This window comes from Cyclobacterium sp. 1_MG-2023 (assembly GCF_030546805.1).
GTDB lineage: Bacteria > Bacteroidota > Bacteroidia > Cytophagales > Cyclobacteriaceae > Cyclobacterium.
Map to the genome: position 1 here is coordinate 151,616 of NZ_JAUOPC010000004.1, position 20,616 is coordinate 172,231.

General features: G+C 40.1%; 19 protein-coding genes, 1 tRNA gene and 1 riboswitch. Of the genes, 11 read left to right on the forward strand and 9 right to left on the reverse strand.

What is annotated here, in order from left to right:
• Window positions 1–123 precede the first annotated feature (123 nt).
• From Q4534_RS07330 to Q4534_RS07340, 3 genes are read right to left on the reverse strand one after another with little or no spacing between them, the layout of a single operon-like run.
• Window positions 124–1,140 (reverse strand): ABC transporter ATP-binding protein, encoded by a 1,017-nt coding sequence (locus tag Q4534_RS07330; RefSeq protein WP_303612513.1) that lies wholly within the window; start codon window positions 1,138–1,140, stop codon window positions 124–126.
• 11 nt (window positions 1,141–1,151) lie between these two features.
• Window positions 1,152–2,174 carry an iron ABC transporter permease gene (locus Q4534_RS07335; protein ID WP_303612514.1) on the reverse strand — a complete coding sequence of 341 codons (1,023 nt, stop codon included), beginning with the start codon at window positions 2,172–2,174 and terminating at the stop codon, window positions 1,152–1,154.
• A 4-nt stretch (window positions 2,175–2,178) separates the two neighbouring features.
• A complete protein-coding gene (locus tag Q4534_RS07340; RefSeq protein ID WP_303612515.1) occupies window positions 2,179–3,312 on the reverse strand; it encodes an ABC transporter substrate-binding protein in 1,134 nt (377 codons plus the stop codon).
• 104 nt (window positions 3,313–3,416) lie between these two features.
• Window positions 3,417–3,630, forward strand: a riboswitch (cobalamin riboswitch).
• Window positions 3,631–3,816: 186 nt separating this feature from the next.
• Between Q4534_RS07340 and Q4534_RS07345 the strand changes: the two genes are divergently transcribed.
• Both Q4534_RS07345 and Q4534_RS07350 read left to right on the forward strand, forming a co-directional pair.
• A complete protein-coding gene (locus tag Q4534_RS07345) occupies window positions 3,817–5,703 on the forward strand; it encodes a TonB-dependent receptor (protein ID WP_303612516.1) in 1,887 nt (628 codons plus the stop codon).
• On the forward strand, window positions 5,700–6,743 hold the full coding sequence (locus Q4534_RS07350) for a DUF5074 domain-containing protein (RefSeq protein ID WP_303612517.1): 1,044 nt from the start codon (window positions 5,700–5,702) through the stop codon (window positions 6,741–6,743). The genes Q4534_RS07345 and Q4534_RS07350 overlap by 4 nt, the downstream gene beginning before the upstream one ends.
• Before the next feature lie 251 nt (window positions 6,744–6,994).
• Here the strand turns inward: Q4534_RS07350 and Q4534_RS07355 are convergent, their stop codons facing one another.
• The 4 genes from Q4534_RS07355 to ruvC form a co-directional block, all read right to left on the reverse strand.
• Window positions 6,995–7,591, reverse strand: coding sequence for a hypothetical protein (locus Q4534_RS07355; RefSeq protein ID WP_303612518.1), 597 nt, complete (start codon window positions 7,589–7,591; stop codon window positions 6,995–6,997).
• Window positions 7,592–7,594: 3 nt separating this feature from the next.
• The gene (locus Q4534_RS07360; protein WP_303612519.1) at window positions 7,595–8,869 is read right to left on the reverse strand and encodes an LVIVD repeat-containing protein; all 1,275 of its coding nucleotides are present in this window, start codon (window positions 8,867–8,869) and stop codon (window positions 7,595–7,597) included.
• Between the two features lie 138 nt (window positions 8,870–9,007).
• Window positions 9,008–9,424: a nucleotidyltransferase substrate binding protein gene (locus tag Q4534_RS07365; RefSeq protein ID WP_303612520.1), complete on the reverse strand. Its 417-nt coding sequence runs from the start codon at window positions 9,422–9,424 to the stop codon at window positions 9,008–9,010.
• A gap of 71 nt (window positions 9,425–9,495) precedes the next feature.
• Window positions 9,496–10,071 (reverse strand): crossover junction endodeoxyribonuclease RuvC, encoded by a 576-nt coding sequence (ruvC, locus tag Q4534_RS07370; RefSeq protein ID WP_303612521.1) that lies wholly within the window; start codon window positions 10,069–10,071, stop codon window positions 9,496–9,498.
• A gap of 38 nt (window positions 10,072–10,109) precedes the next feature.
• Here ruvC and Q4534_RS07375 point away from each other — a divergent pair, with 38 nt between their 5' ends.
• The 9 genes from Q4534_RS07375 to Q4534_RS07415 all read left to right on the forward strand — a co-directional run bounded on the left by Q4534_RS07375 (window position 10,110) and on the right by Q4534_RS07415 (window position 17,595).
• Complete coding sequence (locus Q4534_RS07375; protein WP_303612522.1) at window positions 10,110–11,228, forward strand: glycosyltransferase; 1,119 nt, start codon at window positions 10,110–10,112, stop codon at window positions 11,226–11,228.
• 43 nt (window positions 11,229–11,271) lie between these two features.
• Window positions 11,272–11,523, forward strand: a complete 252-nt coding sequence (locus Q4534_RS07380; RefSeq protein ID WP_303612523.1) for a hypothetical protein — start codon at window positions 11,272–11,274, stop codon at window positions 11,521–11,523.
• A 2-nt stretch (window positions 11,524–11,525) separates the two neighbouring features.
• Entirely contained in the window at window positions 11,526–12,743 is a 1,218-nt protein-coding gene (locus Q4534_RS07385) for a PP2C family protein-serine/threonine phosphatase (protein WP_303612524.1), read from the forward strand.
• Window position 12,744: 1 nt separating this feature from the next.
• A complete protein-coding gene (locus tag Q4534_RS07390; RefSeq protein ID WP_303612525.1) occupies window positions 12,745–13,371 on the forward strand; it encodes a polysaccharide deacetylase family protein in 627 nt (208 codons plus the stop codon).
• Between the two features lie 3 nt (window positions 13,372–13,374).
• Window positions 13,375–14,475: a glycosyltransferase gene (locus Q4534_RS07395; RefSeq protein WP_303612526.1), complete on the forward strand. Its 1,101-nt coding sequence runs from the start codon at window positions 13,375–13,377 to the stop codon at window positions 14,473–14,475.
• The gene (locus tag Q4534_RS07400) at window positions 14,472–15,254 is read left to right on the forward strand and encodes a TatD family hydrolase (protein WP_303612527.1); all 783 of its coding nucleotides are present in this window, start codon (window positions 14,472–14,474) and stop codon (window positions 15,252–15,254) included. Before Q4534_RS07395 ends, Q4534_RS07400 begins: the two co-directional genes overlap by 4 nt.
• A complete protein-coding gene (locus Q4534_RS07405; protein WP_303612528.1) occupies window positions 15,244–16,320 on the forward strand; it encodes an asparaginase in 1,077 nt (358 codons plus the stop codon). Before Q4534_RS07400 ends, Q4534_RS07405 begins: the two co-directional genes overlap by 11 nt.
• Before the next feature lie 160 nt (window positions 16,321–16,480).
• Window positions 16,481–16,567: transfer RNA gene (locus Q4534_RS07410), tRNA-Ser, on the forward strand.
• Window positions 16,568–17,226: 659 nt separating this feature from the next.
• Entirely contained in the window at window positions 17,227–17,595 is a 369-nt protein-coding gene (locus Q4534_RS07415) for a hypothetical protein (RefSeq protein ID WP_303612529.1), read from the forward strand.
• 371 nt (window positions 17,596–17,966) lie between these two features.
• Here Q4534_RS07415 and Q4534_RS07420 read toward each other — a convergent pair whose 3' ends face one another.
• Together Q4534_RS07420 and Q4534_RS07425 are read right to left on the reverse strand one after the other, a co-directional pair.
• Window positions 17,967–19,139 (reverse strand): sorbosone dehydrogenase family protein, encoded by a 1,173-nt coding sequence (locus Q4534_RS07420; protein ID WP_303612530.1) that lies wholly within the window; start codon window positions 19,137–19,139, stop codon window positions 17,967–17,969.
• Between the two features lie 199 nt (window positions 19,140–19,338).
• Window positions 19,339–20,274: a class I SAM-dependent methyltransferase gene (locus tag Q4534_RS07425; protein ID WP_303612531.1), complete on the reverse strand. Its 936-nt coding sequence runs from the start codon at window positions 20,272–20,274 to the stop codon at window positions 19,339–19,341.
• Between the last annotated feature and the right edge of the window lie 342 nt (window positions 20,275–20,616).

Sequence of the window (20,616 nt, forward strand, 5' to 3'; positions counted from 1 at the left end):
ATGAATATTAGATTGCGGCTTGTTGTATTGATATACCTTGTAAATTCAAAATTTAAATTTACAATCGTTTGAATATCAATATAATAATTTCATTAAAATAATGAATAAAAAATTTGTAATTTTTTAAAATGATTCCTTTTTGAAAAATCTAATCATGGTTGAAATACTTGAAAAAGTAATAGATTTTTGCGCTTTATAGACGATTATTTCCAATGGATTGTCTGTGGTACTTATTTTTTCAGGCAAAGGTAGGTCCATATTTTTTCGAAGTGCATTTCTTACCCAATGCCGCACATGTTTGGGGCCGGTTATTTCCGGTAACACACTTGGGGTCTTTAGCATGATTTTACCATTATCCGCATCAATTTCCCATTTATTTCCTGGCAATAATTTCTGAATCTGACCTTCCAACATTAAATCCTCAGGGCTTCCTGAAACCAAAGGTTCCTGATGACTCATAATCCATAATTGATCAGCCGTTTCCATGGCTACTTCCAGGTCATGGGTAACCACCAGAATAGCTTTATGGGCTTCTTTTGCCAGTTTTTTTAGCAAATGCATGATTTCAAATCGGTTCGTAAGGTCCAAATGTGCCGTAGGTTCGTCCAGAATCAAAATGCCACTGTCTTGAGCCAAGGCCCTAGCGATCATGGCCTTTTGCCTTTGTCCATCACTCAGTTCAGCCAATTTCTTCCCTGAAATCAAGTCAAGATGAGTCACCTTTAGTACCCGTTCCACAATTTCATTGTCTGTTTTGCTCAAGTGCCCCAACCAACCAGTATGTGGCGTACGGCCCAAGGCTACGAGTTCTCGAACAGTCATAAGACCGGAACGAATTTTTTCCGTCAAAACCACTGCAATGGTTTTTGCTCTTTCTTGATCATCAAGCAGTCCAATTTCCTTTTTACCCATTAAGATAGTGCCTTTTATCGGAGGATTTTGGTTTAGGATTGCTTTCAGTAAGGTAGATTTCCCAACTCCATTGGGCCCCATCATACAGGTTAATTCCCCACGATACAGATCAAAAGAAACATCGGCTGCTACCGTGTTGATTTGCCTATCATTTTCATAACCTAGCACCAAATTTCTGGCATGAATACAAGGCTGTTCTTGTCTAAGGCTATCTAGGTTGGTTTCCATTTCTTGAATAATTAAAATGCTTCACTAAAGTTTCTTTTCATGATCAGCCAGATGATTAAAGGTGCCCCAAAAGCCGTGGTAACTGCATTGATGGGAAGGCTTGTTGCAAATCCCGGCAATTGGGCAATGGTGTCGCAAGCCAAAAGAACCAATATGCCCAAAAGAGCCGTGGCAGGAAACAATATTCTGTGGTCATTGGTTTTAAATAATAACCTGGCCAAATGTGGAACAGCAATGCCGATAAAGGCAATGGGCCCGCAGAAAGCTGTTATTCCACCGGTTAATATACCGGTGCTGACGATCATAATCCACCGTAATCTTTCGAAATTTATCCCCATGCTTTTGGCATAGGCTTCCCCCAAGAGCATGGCATTGTATGACTTTATGGAAAATAGTACCAATGATAGACCAATGAATATGGCTCCGGATAAAATTCCCAATTCATTCCAACCTGTATTCCCCAAGTTGCCCATGGACCAAAGGGTAAACATTTTAAGTTCTTCAGCGGCGCTGAAATAAGACAAAAGAGTTACCACAGAGGAGGCAGCACTGCCAAACATCAAGCCGACAATTAACAAGGTCATGCTGTCTTTTACCTTCCAGGCTGCCAATCCCATCAAAACTAAAACTCCAATGGCCCCGGCACTTGATGCGACAATGGCTGCCCAATAGTTGGGAGTGCCTGATAATATTTGCCAGCCGAAGGCGGTTCCGGCCATTGATAAGATGGCCACTCCCAAGCCGGCACCCGAACTAATTCCTAAAACAAAGGGGCCTGCTAGTGGATTTCTAAAGAAGGTTTGCATTTGTAAACCACTTATTGATAGCCCTATTCCTGCTAAAATTGCTGTTAAAGATTTTGGGATCCGATAATCCATCACGATAATTTCCCAACTTTCTCTGGGAAAAGATGCCCCGCCTAGTCTTTCCAATAGCGAGACAAACGGAATCGCAATGGATCCAAGGCTTAGGTTTAATAGCCACAGAAAGACCAATAAAACCAAACAGCATATAAACTTAACACGGTGGGTCATGGGGCTAGTCCTCTAATTTTTGGAAATACCTAAACTGATGCTCATCTGCCTTTTCAGGATGGAGAATTTTGATCATGTCCAAAAGTACCAAATCAGGCCGCAAATAACCTTCTTCAAAATACCGATACCCCCCTGTTTCTCCTCTTCCCAAAGTATAAGTAAATACTTTTTTCTTTTTATACGCTTCAAAATCACTGTATTTAGGGTTTTGATCAACCATACTGCCTAAAGAAGTATGGTCAGCTGCTCCAATCCAATAGGCTGCCTGGCCAGCTTGGTCTAGGACAAATTCATAATTTAGGGTCAAACTCCCCGTTCCTTCCATTTGGTCGAAAAGGTATTGGCCGGCAGCATCCCCTATGATTTTAGCTGCCCAACTGTCTTTGGCCGGTGCATACCAAATGTCTTTGTACATGGAGCCTGAAAGCACAGTAGGTTTGTCTTGTGAAGGTATTTGGCTTACCCGTACTTGTGCCTTTTGGTAATTGTCAGCTATTTCAGCGTAAATTGCCTCTGCTTTATCCATTTTCCCCAACAATACACCGGTAATTTTGATCCACTCTGCCCTTCCCAATGGGTGCTTTTCTTGGTACTCCTTATTAATGAGCACCGGTATTTGTGCTGATTTTAATCGATTTTCCATTTGAGAGGTCTCTCCAAATCCTGATACCATAACCCAGTCGGGCTGAAGGTCGATGATCTTTTCTAAATCCCATGCCGGTCCTTTTCCAAGGTCAATAACTTTTTTGGAATTGATTCTATTTCTGACTTCTTCTGAAGTGATCAGGTCGAGGTCAGGGAAAGCCATAAGGTTTTCTTCAGCATCAAGGTAATCCAAGTGAGCAACCTGTGGAGTGGCCGATAATATAACTTTATGGCTTCCTGCTACAATTTTCCCATCGATAGGGAATTCAGGCAGTTCGATGCTTCCTTGCTCATCCTGCACCAAAAAACGTTGGTTTTCAGTTTCTTGATGAATAATCTCAATGATATAATAGTTTTCTCCATGGAAAAGCGAAAATCCTTCGGCAAAGCGTAAAGGGACTTCTTCCAGTGCATCCAAACTACCTCTTTGATCGGATTGCCGACAAGATGAAATGATTATTAAGACAAAAATTAATAAACGGAAAGCGGCCATTTTTTAGTGAAAAAGAATAAATAAGATTTAATTTTCAGGTCAAAGTAAACCATTGCTAAGACCATTTCCAATAACTTAATTTTTTCCAATAGAGTTTTTAGCGTATGTTTGTGCCGATTTATGGTTCCCGATCCTTAACCAGGCGCTCGGGATTAATAGGGAATTCGGTGAAAGTCCGAAACTGTCCCCGCAACTGTAACCCAGTCTTTACTACAATAAAGAAAATGGAAATCCATCCTTTGCCATTGTCCTTTTTAGGATGAGAAGGCGGATTTACCTTGGGAAGTCAGGAGACCTGCCATTAAAATCTTATCATTCGTAGCTTTCGGGAGAAAGGCTGAGAAGAAGATTTTAGCTGCTTTCAATATTATCATTTATTGAACATTGGTAACCATGTCAGATGCCTTTTGGTGAATGTCTAGGCTTGCTCAACTGTTAATATTTTCTAATCTCCTCTTGTTCCGGAATGTATGAAAACATGGATAATTAATTATAAGAAAGAGGATGTCATTAATTGCTTGTTTGGTTTTTATTTTTGCAGGTTGGCAGAGCGAACCGGATTCCTCAATTGTTTCTCCACAAGATACGCTGGTACTTTCTCAGGTGGAAGTCCATGCCGCTTCCCTAAGAAAGTATGCTTTTGGCCAGTATGTTAGGACACTCGATAAAGGCAGGTTAGCGCAGTTGTCGGGATATTCATTGGGGGAGGTTTTACAGCAGGAAACAGGCTTGTTTCTACGACAATACGGACCGGGTATGCTCGCTTCTCTAAGCATGCGAGGCACCTCAGCCGGACACAATGCCTTGTTTTGGAATGGATTGCCGGTAAATAGCCCTTCCCTTGGACAAGCAGATTATTCAATTTTTCCGGTGGGAGGATTTGATGCGGTGAATATTCATTACGGGAGTTCCGGGGCTTTATATGGTACAGATGCCATTGGTGGATCCGTTCATTTGTCCTCAGATCTTAAATTCAATACAGGGAATGAACTAAAGATAGGAACACTTTTAGGAAGTTTTGGCCGATGGCATCAGCAGGTAAGTTATCAGCAAGGGAATGAGAAATTGGCTTTCAAAACCAACCTTTACCGAAATTACACTGCTAATAATTTCACCTATAAAGATTATGCGAGTCCCGGTACCCCGGAAAAACGTCAAGATCATGCCAGGGTTTCTCAAATTGGTTTGGTACAGAATTTTGCTTATAGCATTAACGCCGTACAAACGCTGAAAGCCAACCTTTGGGTCAACTCCAACGAACGACAAATCCAGCCCCTGCTTGGTTCATCAACCAATGATGTACAGGAGGATCGAAGTATTAGGGCTGTAATTGATTATACCCATACCGGAGAGAATCTTACCTGGACTGCCAGCACCGGGATTTCCAATGATGCGATGGTATTCAATTCCGATAGGAATGAAACCCGTTTAATTTTACTAGGTACCGCCTTGGATTACGCTTTCTCTCAGAAATGGCAGACCCTTGCAGGTATTCGTTATTCACATATCAAAGGGCAATTGGCCACCTACAATAGACAGGAACAGCGAATAGAATTGTACCAAGCGACCAATTTCAGACCAAGTCAAAATCTTGGGATTTCTATGCAGCTTAGGCAGCTTATTCATGATGGTGAAGCTGTTCCTTTTACACCTTCACTAGGTGTGGAATGGACTTTCTTTGAATCAACTGAATGGAATTGGCAACTTATCAGCAACCTGTCGAGAAGTTTTAAAATACCCACATTGAACGATAGGTTCTGGGTACCCGGTGGAAATCCCAATTTAAAACCCGAGAAAAGCCTAAGCAAAGAGATAGGGCTAACAGCTAAGGCCAATTTATCGGCCTTTAGTATTGAAAATAGGCTTACCTATTTTCATATGAATGTAGATGACTGGATTCTTTGGTTGCCACAGAGTACTTATTGGCAAGCCGAAAATGTGCGTAATGTAGTCAACCAAGGATTGGAGTATTTTTTCAAAGGAGGGTTTGCGCAAGGGAAAAATCTCTGGACCATACATGTGGACTATAGCTTGAATAGTGCTGTCAATCAATCTGGGGATGTAGGGAATGCGCTTAGTCAAGGTAAGCAGCTTCCTTATGTGCCCAAGCATAAAATACGTACCCAAGGCAACCTGCAAAATGGTCCCTACAAACTTTACATTCAAAACCAATGGACCGGAGAGCGCTATGTGACCACCGACAATCAAACGCAGTTAGCCGGCTACAGCTTGTGGGATACCGGATTCACTTATGCTTATGACTGGAAAGGTAAACTAAAAGGGAATCTCGGATTCCATACCAATAATATTTTCAATGTGGATTATCAGGTACTTCGACTCCGATCCATGCCGGGAAGAAATTTTCAATTTAATTTAAATGTAGTGTTATGAGAAAAATGCAGTTAGTCTGTAAGTTGTTTTTATTTGCCCTGTTGGTATCATGTGGATCCGATCCCGTTGAAATACCTCAAGGGGCCTATGAAAATGGTGTGCTAATTATTAATGAAGGTGCATTTGGTGCCAATGATGGTGAAGTTTTTCATTTTGATAAAAATACTGCCGAGCTTGAAGCCAATGTTTTTGAAAATGTCAACGGCAGACCTTTTGCAGGATTGCTTCAGGATTTGATCAGCTATGAGGACTATACCTACCTAGTGGCCAATACGGGTAAAGTGGAGGTCGTGCAATCTGCAGATTTTATTTCAGTAGGAGCGATCAATAATGACTTGGTAAATACCCGAAGCATGGTCAAGGCTGATGATAAATTGTACATTAGTGATTGGGGACCCTATGACGAAAACTGGAGTAATACCGAATCATTTGTGGCAGTGGTGGAAGATATCACAGGAGGAAATATCGCTTATAAAATACCAACACCATCAAGACCTGAAGGAATTACTTTTATAGGTGACAGAATTTTGGTGGCCTGCCAAATGGGAGCCATTGCTGTGATTGAAGTTGGAGATGATGAAGTAGAAAAAACGATAGCCATAACAGGAACCCCTTTTTTCTTCTTTGAATACCAAGGCAGCAACTATCTCTATGCCAAGGATAGTGAAAAAATCTACCTGCACAAGTTAAATGTAGCCACTTTTGAAGTAGAAGAAAGCCTTGAGTTTTCTGTGGACAACAGCATCTACAATGGTAACTTTTCTGTCAGTAACAGTGGTGAATTATTTGTAATTAGCAACCAAGCTACTGAAGATGTAGTAGTCAAACTTTCCCTCGCCACAGAATCAGTTGAAAACGAGAATTTCTATTCCGGCAGCAACTTCTATGGTTTGGGCTATGACGACAACACGCAAACATTGTATATAGGTGAGCACAATGGCTGGCAGGGCAATGGCTCTGTGATGCGTGTCAATGCCCAGGGAGAACTTATTGATGAGGTAAGTGTAGGAAGAGGACCAAGTGGATTTTATTTCCCCTGATTGTTTCAGTCCCCGGGATCACCCCTGAACACTAAGGGGAGCTACCCAATATAATGCATAGCGAATTCCCTTTTCCGCTGGGAGATGGGAGTTTTGTTCCGGTGGCTGAGCGGAGCCGAAGCCATAGGTTAACGTCCTCGTTTACCTACTTCTTTGGCTCTGCTCAGGATCCGGTTATCGTGCTTTTATTAAGAATAATCAGTAGATCAAATTCTCAATTTCCATTGAGTTGAATAATAAATAACAACCTATTAAAACCAATACCCAATCCTATAGACGAGATTATTGAAGGTGACTTTATCTTCTTCATAATAATTCCAATCTGTTACTCGGTTTCTGTTTGGAGATAACCTGGCAGGATTGCCGATATAAAAATAGCTAATTTGTCGTTTCAGTGAGACACTTATTGTCCAGAAATTGGCATTTTGAGTTTTGTACCTAAAACCTACACTACCTTGTGCCATTCTGCCCCCTTTGCGCCAATGGTGCTGATCCCATTCGTTAACTTCTAATTCTTCAAAAACAGCAGAACCATAACCCAATTCTCCACCGGCAAAAACCTGCCACTTGTTATTGGGATTTAAAATACCTCTATAACCTAATGCTAAAGGAAGGACAGAATAGTTTCCATATTGGTCCAAGCCTGTCACAAATCCTACTGCATGTCTACTGCTGAGTTGAACCCCATTGAAAGTCTGAAAGGTAAAATTGTTTCGGGGGCCAAAGTTGTCAGTACCGGTAAGCAGACCTAATTCCGTATGGTTAACAAAAGATAAGTCTTGCCCTTTGCTGGACAAAGGGCAAGACCAAATGAATGCTATAAAGAAAAGTGCATACAGGTTTTTCATTGATCAGTTGGCCACATTGATACAGCTAAGTTCTTTCAGTTGCTCCGGATTGGTGTAATCAAATTGACAAACGCCATCCGGTCCAATTACAATCAGGGATTTCGGGCCGGGGATGATGTCTGTAAAAACATGGTTTTTCAGGTGCTCCAATTGATTGTCACTGATTTCCATAACATTTGAAACATTGAAACTTTTTAATCCTTGCTCTCCTTCGGCCAGGTACAAATAATCTCCTGAAAGCCCTAAGCCGTGAGGGTTGTCCATAGGGTAAGCTTTTAAAAGTGTGGGTTTATTTAAGTCTTTGATGTCCAAAACGTGCAACTCATTGGCTCCATCTCTACATATTGCCGCATTTCTTAAGGTAACAAAGGCATAATCATCATTTACCACCACCGGGTCGCAGGAAGTGATGTGTGAATACACCGCCATTTCCCTTGGTTCAGCAGGGTTGCTTGCATCATAGATGTGCATACCGGTCATAGATCCGATAAAGAGATTGCCTTTGAAAGGAAAAATTGTTTCTATACCCCAGCCTAAATTAATGTCACTTAAGTATTTGGGATCCATGGGAGATTCTACATTAAATACCCGCATGCTATATTCGTCTACCGTATAAAGGTGGCCTCCCAGTAAGGTAAACCTTGCCATTGACCCACCTTGTCCATAGCTCTGTCCTCCATCGGATTTGGCATAAGCTGCGGTTTCAAGCATCACCATATCGGTTCTGAAGGTAGGTCTTCCCCAAGTGTTCCATCGCATATTGGATTCAGTGGAGGTAATCAGCGTATCTTTGTAGGTTACGATCGTTCCTGTTTCTTCATTGGAATAGAGATTGGGGAATACGTCTTTTTCTCTTTTTACCAATTGAATATTTTCAGGGTTGGAGATATCAAAGGCCAATAAATCTACGTAATTGTCGGCATATAGAATACTTTCATTGATGGCCATGTCACCCGTCCCGGGAATATTGATGAAATTTAGATTTTGAGGATTTCCGGGGTCAGTATTATCCAATAGGTGTATGCCTTTACCGGGTTCTGAAATAAAAAGATAATCTCCATAAATATAAATTTTCCCCGGCTGATCCAGAGGAATTCCCGGTTCAATGATAATGTCAGCTTCTCTAAAAGAATTTACTTCAATAAATACCGGCACTTGTGTTTGATAGGTATAGGTCGTTTCTATTTGGTCTTCACAGGAGGGAAGTACAATTACAAGCATAAAGGAGAGCATAAGCTGCGCTCCAAGAATAAATCGGGGATGTAAATTTGTTTTCATGGCATGTCAGGAATAAGGTCAAAGAATAGCTTTAGCATTGTTTGTGCTAATTTTCCCTGTCAAGACGGAATAAATTGTCAGAATGCTACACCTTTTAAAAAATAAAATAATAAAAGCTTAAGGGTGGCTTTAAATTCCTCAAGTATCAAGCTTTTTACTCATATTCCTTTCAAAGGATTCAAGAAAACCCAAGTAATTTTTGACAATGTTTTCGGAGAGCGAGCCCAGATAATCTCCCGGATAGAGCGGATTGTATTTAATTCTATGGATAATCATGTCCAACCAGCCTTGCCCATCATCGATCAGGTCTGCATGAAAAGCTTCCACAGTAATGTCCCTTGATCCTGAGAAAGGAGTCTTGCCTTGGTTTCTAAAATAGGCAGCGATGGTTTCAAGAGCCGCATCATGGGTTTTCTCAAAACTTACAATCAATTTTGACCGGACCTCATCATTCATTCCGTGACTTTTTCCTTCAAGAATCAAATCTTGTAGTTCATTTAACTGATTGGTAAATTCAGCAAAACAGTTCTCGCAGTCCAGCACTGGTTTTCTCATGGGTATATTGAATTAGTTCTTTACCAATTTATCAAATATGAGCTACAATTCTAAAATTTTTTAACAAATCTTTATTTTTTAATCCGGTCCGGATTTTCATTGATGAATGATTTCCATCCACCACTCCTTCCTTTTGTTTGAATCCTTCCATCATGAAAATGATGACACAAAGCCACTGCCAGGGCATCGGTCGCATCCAGTAATTTTGGTATCTCGTCAAAGTTCAATAAGGATTTAAGCATTTCAGCCACCTGTTCTTTGGAAGCATTTCCATTGCCGGTGACCGACTGTTTTACTTTTTTGGGAGAGTATTCTGTGATAGAGACTTCCTTGGCAAGGGCTGCTGCCATGGCTACCCCTTGCGCCCTGCCTAGTTTAAGCATGGACTGCACATTTTGGCCATAAAAGGGGGCCTCCAATGCCATAGCGTCAGGTCCGTGGGTATCAATTATATAACTAATTTTTTCAAATATCTTTTTAAGTTTTAAGGCATGGTCACTGTACTTTTTCAAGTGAATTACTCCAAACTCCATGACAGTGTATTTATTTCCTTTTACCAATATTAGGCCGTATCCCATCACAGAGGTGCCGGGGTCTATTCCTAAAATGATTTTTTCCTTTATAGGATTTTTTACAATTTTACTCATCGGTGCAATTTACCACAAATCCTCAAATGCTCCATGAAATGCTTGCCTTAGGAATCTGCTATTTTTTATTTGCTGTTGGCTATACTTGGGGATTATACCATTTAGGCAAATCTTGGGAGCCGAAGACAAGCGACTTGACCCAAAGCTTGCCAAGTTCTGCTGACTTTTGCATTTTGGTGCCTTTCAGAAATGAAGAACGAAATCTTAAAGCCCTACTTCCAAATTTATTTGATTCCTTACCTTTTGCCACCAAGGTTATTTTTATAGATGATGATAGTGAAGATGGGGGAGTGGCATTAATCCGGAGCTTTATACAAGCCTACGGTATTCAAAATTGGTTCGTAGTACCAAGTATAGGGCAGGGGAAAAAAGCAGCCCTCAATACGGGGGTTGAGGCAAGTCATTCAAAAATTATTCTGACCATAGATGCAGATATAAGCTTGTCAAAAGGCTGGATAAAAAGCATGTTGACACCTTTTAACAATGCGAATATTCAATTGGTGGCCGGTCCTGTTATGACGCATTCGGCTAACGGTATTTTCTATAAGTTCCAGCAAATAGAGTGGGCAAGCCTGTTATTGATAAGTAATTATTTTTTTAAAAAAGGACATCCCCTTATGTGTAGCGGGGCTAATTTGGCTTTTCGAACCAGTGCATTTGAGGAAGTAGCCGGTTATACAGGCAATTTTCAGATTCCTTCAGGTGACGATGAATTTTTATTGAAAAAGTTGAATAAAAGGTATGGGGCTGATGCCTTGGTTTACCTGAATGGTCCTTCAGCCCTTGTTCAAACACAACCTTTGGCATCTCCCGGAGATTGGATTCGGCAACGAAGCAGGTGGGCAAGCAAGTGGAATGCACATGGAGAAAAGGGTCATCGGTTTACAGCTGTCTTACTTGCATTTTTTTGTTTGATTGTGTTGTCAAGTATTCCTTTGGCTTTTTATTCATGGAAATTTACCTATACATTAATTTTAGTATGGAGCTTGAAATATATAGCGGAAAAGGTGGTTTTGGGAAAAGTCTTGAAACTTTACGGTCTTAAATTTTCAAATATAAATTGGTTCTTGGCAGGCTGGATTTACCCTTTGATGGTATTGGCGACTCTGCCTTATGCTATTTTAGGAAAATATACCTGGAAAGGAAGGAAAAACTAATGAATCCCTTATTTTTGTCATTGGACTTAATGGCCAAGAGACAATGACTAATGATGAATTTGACCTTTTAGACGAATTGTATTTTCTTCAGTCTTTTCAATACCTGAAATCTAGTTTAGGCTGGGAGGATGAAAGACTGTTAAAGAATTTGGAGGTTTTGCTGAAAAAGGCCTGGGTAAGGTGTTATGAATCTCCTGAAAATGAGATTTTTGAAGCACTGCCTTTAACGGAAAAAGGGAAGGGTTATTATTTCCTTGCCACCAAGGAAGGTCTACTCAAACACAATACCTTATAATTATGACTGGGGAGACCATCAAATACCAAAGGAAAGAACTGGAATTAAAAGCATTGCTGGAGATTACCCAAGCCATCAATGAAAACAAAAATGAGCGTGTTCTTTTAAATATATTCAAATTCACCTGTCTGGTCCATTTGAATATTAAATCAATGGTGCTGTATGTATACAACCAACAGGAACAATTTTTCCTTCGGAGAATTTCTCACCAGGTGAAAGAAAAGCTTCCTGAGGAAATTCAGAAGGGCGATGTGCAGGAGAATAAGGAATTAGGAAAATTGAGCCTTTCTCTTTCCGGGGAGTATTCATTTGCTGAAGTAAATATTTATGTGCCGGTTTATCACAAAGATAAAATGTTGGCCATACTCTTCTTAAGTACGAAAGACGAAGACGCCGGTCTGGATTTGGATTTTACCCAAGCATTGACGAATATTTTGGTGGTTGCCTTGGAAAACAAGCGCTTTGCCAGAAAGCAATTGGAACAGGAAAGTTTTCGAAAAGAGATGGAAATTGCCAGCAATGTTCAACGGATGTTGTTTCCTGCCACCTTGCCCAACCATGAGAAACTCAAGGCGAAAGTAACTTATATTCCCCATTTTTCTGTAGGCGGGGATTATTATGATTTAATTCAGCCAACAGAAGATGATGTGTATTTTTGTGTGGGGGATGTGTCAGGAAAAGGCATGCCGGCATCTTTGCTGATGTCCAATTTCCAAGCGGCCCTTAGAACACTTTTAAGAAGTGGCACAGACTTGAAAACCATAGTTGAGCAATTGAATTTGTCCATCTTTGATGCCACCAAGGGTGAACGATTTATCACTTTCTTTCTAGGACATTATTCCTATAGCCAAAAGAAGTTGACTTATGTGAACGCAGGGCATAACCCTCCAATTTTATGTTTGAATTCAAAAGATTCAGCGGAATTACTTGAGGCAGGCACCACTATTTTAGGGGCATTTGAGAACTTGCCATTTTTGGAGCTTGGAGAAAGAAAAAATCTAGATCATTTTGTCTTGCACCTGTATACGGATGGTTTAACAGAGGCCATGAATCCTCAGGACGAGGAGTATGGAGAAGAAAGGTTGCTAAGCTTTATCAATCATTGCAGGGATAGTACTCCGGAAGACTTTCATGTAGGACTGTTGGAGGATATGGAAAAATTTTCAGATGGGGTTCCGGGAAGAGATGACATTACTTTATTAAGTCTTCAATTCAATTGATATGCGATTGTATAAAGTTCCGGGGATAGCCCAAAAGTTGATTAAAGGATATACCTGGCACAGAGATCGTAAGGAAAAAACGGTTTATTTGACTTTTGATGATGGGCCGGTTCCCGGGGTTTCTGATTTTGTGTTGCGTCAATTGGATGATTATAGGATGAAAGCCAGTTTTTTTATGGTTGGAGACAATGTCCAAAAACACAGTGCTTTGGCCTTGGAAATAGCCCAAGCAGGGCATGGGATAGGAAACCACACTTTTCACCATCTAAAAGCGCCAAAAACTTCACTTGCTGTTTATTTGAATGATGTGGCGAAATGCCAAAAAGTCATTGAAGAGAAATTGGGGATTCGTACAAAAATTTTCCGTCCTCCTTATGGCAGGTTGGGCAAGAATTTTTTAAGCAGTTTGTCCCAAGAATATGAAATCGTACTTTGGGATTTGATATCATGGGATTTTAAACAAGAGCTGCAACCCCTAAAAGCCTTGAAGAAAATAAAGCAACACACAGAAAATGGTTCGATTGTTTTGTTTCATGATCAGCAAAAATCAAAAGCAAACCTGCAGAAAATTTTACCACCCTATTTAGATTTTTTGGCTAGTAAAGGTTTCAAAACAGAAGTATTGTAAGCGATGATAGGTCCGGTAGCACTTTTTTTGGTGATTTTAGTTTCCCTTCTTTATGCTACCTTGTGTGTCTTAATTCGGTTTAATTTTAAGCAATATGAAACCAAAGCATTTACTTTACCGGCCATCACCGTTATGTTGCCTTGTAGGAATGAGGCCGGCAACTTGCCAGAATGCTTAAAGGCCCTGGAAGAAATTGATTATCCGCCTGAAAAAATAAGTTTTTTAGTAGCTGATGATCATAGTGAGGATCAAACTCACAGCTTATTAAAGATTTGGGTAGATAAAGCAGAAAATCGCACTTTGGTGCCCTTGCGGAAAAGACCTGAAAGAGGAGAAAATGGTAAAGCCAAAGCGCTGGAAGAGATGGCAAGGCAGGTCACATCCGGCCTTATGGTCTTTACAGATGCCGACTGTGTGGTTCCTGCCAACTGGTGTAAGGCATTGGCTAAAGTTTACAGAGAGGAATATGGGCTCGTGACCGGTATCACTACAGTGGCCGGTGGTGGTTTGTTTGCAAGAATGCAGGCCTTGGATTGGTGGCTTACTTTGGGTAAGGTAAAAGTGGTTTCCGATATTGGGTATTCTCTTACCGCAATGGGAAATAATATGGCCATGGGAAGAGCTGCATATCAGCGTGCAGGAGGTTTTGGAGGGGTGGTAAAGGATGTAACTGAGGATCTGGCCATGTCTATCGCTTTGTATAATAAGGGCTACCGTCCCATTCATCTGGTGAATAAGGAGTCGTTGGTAAGGACCAAGCCGGAAAAAACTGTATGGAACTTACTCCAGCAAAGAAAACGTTGGATGCGGGGAGCGTTCCTTTTACCTCTGGTTTGGCAGTTGTTATTAGGTCTTCAAGTTGCATTCTATGCCGGCTTAATGGTGGGTTTGTATTTTATACCTTGGTGGACTGTGGTTTTTTGGCTATTTAAAATTATCTTTCAATCCATATTTATTCACATATTTGCCGGTAAAACAATGACCAGAGTCAGTATTTTTGATTTAATTTACTTTGAAATATACAATTGGTGGGTAAGTTGGGCAACCGTAATTTTCTACTTTTACCCTATTGAACTAACCTGGAAAAACCGAGAATACACATGAAATTTATTGAAACTCACGCACATATATACAGTAAGAAATTTAGTGAAGATGTCACAGCTGTGGTGGAGCGATCTATTGAGGCAGGAATAGATAAGATTTTTATGCCCAATATAGACCTGGAATCAATTGAGGGGATGCTTGCCCTTGAACAAAAATTTCAGGGCCATTGTTATCCAATGCTGGGTTTGCATCCTTGTGATGTAGACAAAAATTTTGAAAAGATCCTTGCCGAGATGGAAAAATGGTGGGACAAGCATACCTTTTATGGAGTGGGGGAAACAGGAATAGACCTTTACTGGGACAAGACTTACCTTGAGGAGCAAAAAGCTGCATTGAAAATCCAGGTAGATTGGGCTAAAGAAAAGCAGTTGCCCTTGATTTTACATTGTAGGGAATCGCTGGATGAAACCATTGAATTACTAGCGCCCTTAGCGGATAAGCGCTTGACAGGTATTTTTCACTGTTTTTCCGGAACCTTAGCCCAGGCCAAACAAATCATTGAAATGGGTTTTTATTTAGGAATAGGGGGAACCCTCACTTACAAAAACAGTGGGGTAGGTGCAGTGATCGGAGAACTTGGGCCGGAGCACCTTGTGTTGGAAACAGACAGTCCTTACCTTGCACCAGTGCCTTTTAGAGGCAAGAGAAATTCACCGGAATACATTCCTTATATAGCAGAAAAAATGGCGGAATTTACCGGAGTTAGTATTTCAGAGGTTTCAGAAATAACCAACAGGAACGCATTAAAAGTTTTCAAATTGTTGCCTGATGAATTATAAAATAGTACGGCTTAATACAGCGGCACAGCAAGAGATTGAACATTCGGTATTGATCATCTATACCGGAGGTACTTTGGGGATGGCTTATGACGATGATGGGGCCTTGGTACCATTTAATTTTGGGAAAATACTTGAAAAAATCCCCAACCTTAATAACCTGAACATCAGTATTACAGTGATTTCCTTTCCGGAACCCATCGACTCTTCCAATATCAATTTGCAGCATTGGGGAGACATGGCTTATATTATTTTTGAAAATTATGATACTTATGATGGGTTTGTAGTGCTTCATGGAACTGATACCATGGCTTACAGTGCGTCTATGTTAAGCTTTATGCTAAAAGGGCTGAATAAACCTGTGATTTTTACCGGAGCACAATTGCCGATCAGTGCCATGCGGTCTGATGCCCGGGAAAATCTAATGACCTCATTGGAAATCGCCATTTCCAAGGCCAATGGAAAGCCTATAGTGCCGGAGGTATGTATTTTTTTCAACCATTTGCTACTACGTGGCAACCGTGCCAAAAAAGTACAAAGTGTTCACTTTGATGCTTTTGAGTCAGAAAATTATCCACCCTTGGCTGAATCAGGCATTGTCATTGATTACAACTATTCAGCCATTCGACCTTATGAAGAGGGGAAGAAACTTCGATATGTTAACAAGCTGGATAAAAGTGTTATGGTGCTCAAATTGTTTCCCGGCATCACCCAACAAGTGATCCATCATAGTTTGAGTATGGAAGGCCTTAAGGGAGTGGTTCTAGAAACCTACGGATCAGGTAACAGTCCTAGTGAAAGTTGGTTTATCAAAGAGATGGAAGATGCTGTAGACCGTGGGATTTTGATACTAAACGTTTCCCAATGCAATGGGGGACGGGTAATTCAGGGAAGGTACCAGACCAGCATGGACCTGAAAAGGGTAGGGGTTTTGAGTGGTGCAGACATCACCACTGAGGCAGCAATCACCAAAATGATGTTCCTTTTGGCCAATGAGCCGGATGAAACCGAGATCAAAAGACGGATGATGATGCCCTTGGCCGGAGAAATGTCAGTTTTAAATCAATAGGGCCAATTTTCACAAAGGGTTGATCTTCAGTTTTATATCAGTCACAGCCTTTTTTTGGAATAAGATTAGGTGTTTTTTTCTAGAATAAAGCTTCAAATTATTTGCAAGAACTGATTTTTATATTTTTCTTTGTCGGCTCAAAGAAACGAACTATTTCCACAGAGAGGTGTCCGAGTGGTTTAAGGAGCACGCTTGGAAAGCGTGTATACTAGCAATGGTATCGAGGGTTCGAATCCCTTCCTCTCTTCAGAGAAAAACCCTAACTGTCTGAAATATTGGTAGTTAGGGTTTTATTTTTTTAATGAGGGGCGAATTATTCAACTTTGTCAGTGCAAAAATAAATTAATTGTACATTGTCCTTAAGTTTAGCGAAATTGAAGTTTCAAGCTATGACAATTGGACACCGGCAACAATTGAAAGTCGGGGTAAAAAAATGCTCCCCGGCTGGGTGTAGAATTCTCTACGCATTAATATTCCTAAACTCCTTTCCAGTCGAAACCCCTTCGATGCCATTTGCAATGGCTTACTAAAGAACGTTTAAATAATCAAAAGTTCGCAATTTCGAACTCGGTCTGGCTTAGTTTTGAAAAGGTATGCTGACCCAACATCCCTTAACAAAATAACAGTCCTTTATTTCCTTTGTACTTTATCGAACTGAAATGATTGAAAGAGGAATGAATTATATACGTGAGAATCCGGTAAGGGCAGGAATCGTAGAAAAACTAGAGGCTTACATGTGTTCGAGTGCAAGAAATCGAGCATAACCCAATTGAAACCGGTAGACTTAGTGTAACCTCTAAATCTTTTCACAAAAAGAATTTAATAATCCGAATTGTCTAAATGTAAACTATGGCATGATTATTTCTTCCTATAGTGCATATTGAGAATCACTAAATATAAAAAAAAATGAAATTTATATATAAGACCATAAGTGCAGCAGTTGTAGGATTTGCTTTAAAGAAAGGCATTGATGCCATTGAAAATGGTACCGCCAATAAGTCGATTATTGATCGCTTCGGTAGACCTTTGCGAGATGCTCACCTTGGATTTAATAATACTGCCTACGTTCTTGGATTAATTTCTGAAAAGAAAAAGGCAGAATGGAACAAGAATGTAGTAGAAAAGTACAATGCGGTCCATACTTTTCCTGAATCAAATCCTATACCCAATGGTAATTCAGGGAATCAAGGAGACATTTCTGCCTCCTATTTAGAAGGCGAGGAACATACCAAACCTAAAGCTACGCAGAATAGAATGCCTACAAAGAATATCTAAACTAGACGGTCACTTATAAAGCCTTTAAGTGGCCGTCTGGTCTAAGTTTAGTGAAGCGTCACTTAGACCTAGAATAATTAAAGTTTTAACTTTCTATATCAAGAATCAGGCTTTCTCAGGTTTAGGCAAATTGGAGTGGAGTGTTTAAGGTTAAATAAAGAGTTTGCCACAACCTTTAACCTTTCTCCCTCATTGACTCCGCAAGAGTATTCGCAGTCGCGAATTAAGCTGAATCAAGAGGATTCAGGATGGACTTAGAGCTTTTAAAAGGACAAGGTACATGCCTTTAGAAAATCTAGTGCTAACTAGTAATCACAATAAACAAAAAGATGCCCGACAAATTTGCCGGGCATCTTTTTATTTGTCCTTCTTTACTCCAATCCAAATTTATAAATTTTGTCATCAAAACCACAGATATAGATTTCTTCGTTCTGGTCTACGCCAAAGGAGGAAATAGGAAAATCAGCTTTAAACAATTCAGTATTTACAGGGTTTTCAGGATCACTGAAATCCAGGCTCCAAATTCTACCCGATACATAATCTGCATAAATATATAGTCCCTGAAGTTGTTCTATGGCAGCTCCATGGTATACAAAACCACCGGTGATGGAAATGTCTCCCTCATCCCGGTCATATTCCCAAATTGGCAATTCAAGGTTTTCTTGCTCACATTCATCGGCTTTGAAGCAATGAAAGCCCTCCATGGTGTTCCATCCGTAATTCCCACCATTTTTCACGATATCAATTTCTTCATAGCTATTTTGACCTACATCAGCAACCCACAGTTGATCTGTGGCAGAGTCAAAGCTAAACCGCCAAGGGTTTCGCATGCCATAAGCATAGATTTCTTCCTTAAAACCTTCAGTATTTCCTACAAATGGATTGTCCTCGGGAATGGAATAGTGTTTATCTCCATTTTCCTGGTCCACATCAATTCTAAGAATATTTCCCAATAAGGTACTACGGTTCTGACCATGTCCGTGTGGGTCTCCACTTTTCCCACCATCACCTACTCCTATATATAAGTAGTAATCCGGGCCAAAAGCTATTTGCCCTCCATTATGGTTGCCATAAGGTTGCTCATATTCTAACAATACCAACTCACTGTTTGGATCTGCCTCATTTGGGTTCGTGGAGGAAAGGTTGAATCTTGAAATCACAGAACGATCCGGATTGGATGCCGTGTAGTTTACATAGAAATAACCGTTGCTTTCAAAATCGGGGTGGAAAGCCAAGCCTAGTAAACCTTCTTCATTGTCCGAGTCTTCTACACGGTCTTCAATGGCTAAAAAGGTTGTTTTGGCCGCAGTTTTTTCGTCATTTTCAAAAACAGAGATGACACCTCGCTGCTCTACAACAAATAGTCTGTTGGAGTCATCAGTGGCTTGCTGAAAATCTACGGGTCTGGTGAATGAAAGTTCAGGAAAGGCTTCTACAATTGAAAGTGTGCCTTTTTGTTCAGGGCTTTCTTTTGGGGCTTCCTTTGAACAAGAAGTGATGTAAACCAAGGTAAGAATGAGCAGGACGTTAAAATGTTTTTTCATTTTATTCTAAAGTTGTTGTGTTAAAATAAAAGTTGATTCCTTAAATCAATGTAAATGATTGGTGAACTTTGGACCCTATTTATTTGATATTCGGTAGGATGCTTTGTCAAATTTAGAATAAATATAGGGTTTCTACAGTGCTTCTGTCCTATAATATGATGAATTGAATTCATAGGTTATTAACAGAGGTGGCAATTAACTATTGAAATTTAGATGGGGGAATGGAAGGAGTCTTTTTTCTAAAATAAAAACAAGCTTGATCCCCAATCTTTTGTTTGTTGTACAGTTTTGCTTTTTTGCTAAAGCTTTCCAATTCTTTTTTGCTGAAGATTTCTTCTAAGTTTGTTCCTACCAAAGGTTTTCCTTTTTTGTATAAGGCTGTCCCCCAAAATTGACTGTCCATGCTATCAAAGGTGGTATTGAAAAGTTCGAGTCCAAACCTATCTCCTAAAATCTCCATGGATTTTGTGTTGGGAATAAATAAATGCCTTGGTGCATCTAGTTGAAACCAATAGGTATGTTCTTCTTTCCAAACCTGCGCATTGGTGACAGGGACCCTGATTAATACTTGCCCTTCGGGGTTTAAAATCGTTATAAGTTTTTCAAAGACCTCGACAGGATTAGGAAGATGCTCAAAGGAATGGTGAAACATTACCAGGTCATATTTCTGATCAATTTCAAAAAAGTCCTTTTTATATATGGAGAAATTTTCTGAAGAAAAAGCTTCTTCCACGAAAGGGTCATACCCATCGAGCTGTTGAAAACTGGAATAGGCCATTTCAGCTAATAGTTGTCCATTCCCGCACCCTATATCTGCAATTTTACTGGTAGGAATTAAGGAAAGGGGAGAGAGCCAATCGTAGTAAACCGGAGAATTGAAAGAGATCCCTCTGGAAAATGCTTTGTATCTTAACTTTTTGAGAAGGGCCAGCAGGGCATTGCTACGGTTGAAAGGACCAAAAGAATAATAATTAGAAGGATAATATTTACTAAGATCTGCAGGGATGTCGGCTAAAAATAGTGCTTCACATGAACTACATTCCATATATTTAAAAATATCTCCGGTACCATACATTCGTTCTTGGGCAATAATAGCCTTGAACTCTAAGGCTTGGCAAATTTCACATTCTTTCATATAGGTATTCAGAGGATTCGATGAATAAACAAAATTAAGTTAAATATAGGCCACTACAAAGTCCTGAAATGGGAGTATAGGTGTCACTTAAATTAACTCAATATGGAGGTTTTAATACTTGACCAGTCAGTTGCTTAAGAATCAATATTCTATGCGATTAAAATAAGATTTTTCACTAATCAGGTATGAGCATCTATTAAAAGAAGGGGAATCCAAAGTCTTAAATCCTATTTGTTTCCGGATTATTTTACGTGGAAAGGAAAAAATGGCAGTGCATCTGTCCCAGAGTTTTGAGTCTTTAAGATTACAGAAATAATAGATCTGTTTTCAATTACCCTTAGA